Origin of the sequence: Saccharopolyspora elongata, assembly GCF_004348985.1 — a bacterium.
Lineage (GTDB): Bacteria > Actinomycetota > Actinomycetes > Mycobacteriales > Pseudonocardiaceae > Saccharopolyspora > Saccharopolyspora elongata.
The window spans coordinates 1-1,288 of sequence record NZ_SMKW01000221.1 but is presented as its reverse complement, the minus strand read 5'-3'; the positions used below and the strand labels follow the sequence as shown (position 1 = coordinate 1,288).

Here is a 1,288-nt window from a genome sequence, read left to right as displayed (position 1 = left end):
CCCACCTTGCGGCGTGCCCTCCTCCGTGGGCGCGTAGCGTCCCTGCTCCATCACCCCGGCTGTCAGCCATCCCTGGATCTCCCGGCGAGCCGGGAAGTCTCCGATGGCCTCAAGCAGGCGATCATGGTTGACCCGGTCGAACGCACTCGACAAGTCAGCGTCGAGGACCCAGGTCCTCTTCGAGTCCTTGCGTGACATCGTCGTGTGAATGCGTCCTACCGCATCGTGGCAACTCCTCCCCGGTCGGAAACCGTAGCTCCGCTCCTCGAAGAGTGCCTCCCACTCCGGCTCCAAGGCGTTCTTCACCCTGGCCTGCTCCACGCGGTCCCGAATCGTCGGGATTCCGAGTGGCCGCAGTTTTCCGTTCGCCTTCGGGATGTGCACGCGCCGTACGGGCATCGGCTGGCATCGCGGCGCCGCCTCCAGCCCCCGAAGGAGCTGTCCACGGTCCTGATCCGACAGAGCCACCTTCCCATCTACACCGGGAGTACGGCGTCCTTGACTGAGCTGCGTCACCCGGCGGATGGATACCACCGTGTTGTGACGAGACCGCAGCATCAGCTTTTGCAGGTTGTGGAGACGCTTGGCGTCCCCATCTTGCGCAGCCTTGAAGATCCTCTGCCTCAGTCGACGTACGTCCGCCTCTGCCTCAGCCCAGTTCACACTGCGCCATGCTTCGGCATCGTCCAGGCTTTTCGTCACTCGGATGGCCGCGTCGGCCGTTGTTCCGGTCATCTTGTCCACCTCCGTGTCTACGTCCAGATCCTGGTTCTGTCGTCATTGCTTCGGCCTCTTCAAAGGCCCACCTGTCCCGCGTCAGCCCTCTTTCGAGTCCGCGCATGTGCGCGGTATCCGCCGGGTTATGGACAGCGGCCAAGGAGCCGGATCTCTGCCTTTTCCCCTAGGCTTTCGCCTTAGCGGCCTTCGCTTCTCGGGACATCCTGTTCCCGCATGGGATCTGTGCCTTCGTTACCTCCGGCCTACCGGCTTGCACCGGACCCATACGGGTTTTCGCTGTTCCACACGCACCAGATACGACCTGGGTGGGGCGCTCCCTATACTCCGGGGTCAATGGTGACCACGCTGCCCGTTCCAAAGTCCGGTCAGCCACCTCGGGTACTTCACCCGACGACCCTTACCGCCGATTGCTAGTCGTTGCCGCGGTTTTCGATGACGAAGCCTCATCAGGAGTTCACTTGCGTTCGCCCTTCAGGTCTTCCCCTTACCCTGTCGCCGACGACGACCCGTCGACACCTTGGGGCTTCTTGTCAGGCAGCTTCACACCCGC

At 63.0% G+C, this 1,288-nt stretch carries 1 protein-coding gene; it reads right to left on the bottom strand.

Annotated features, from left to right (window positions below):
- Window positions 1–735, bottom strand: a 735-nt coding sequence (locus E1288_RS46390) for a reverse transcriptase N-terminal domain-containing protein (protein WP_207954955.1), incomplete at its 3' end; no start/stop codon positions are given.
- Window positions 736–1,288 lie beyond the last annotated feature (553 nt).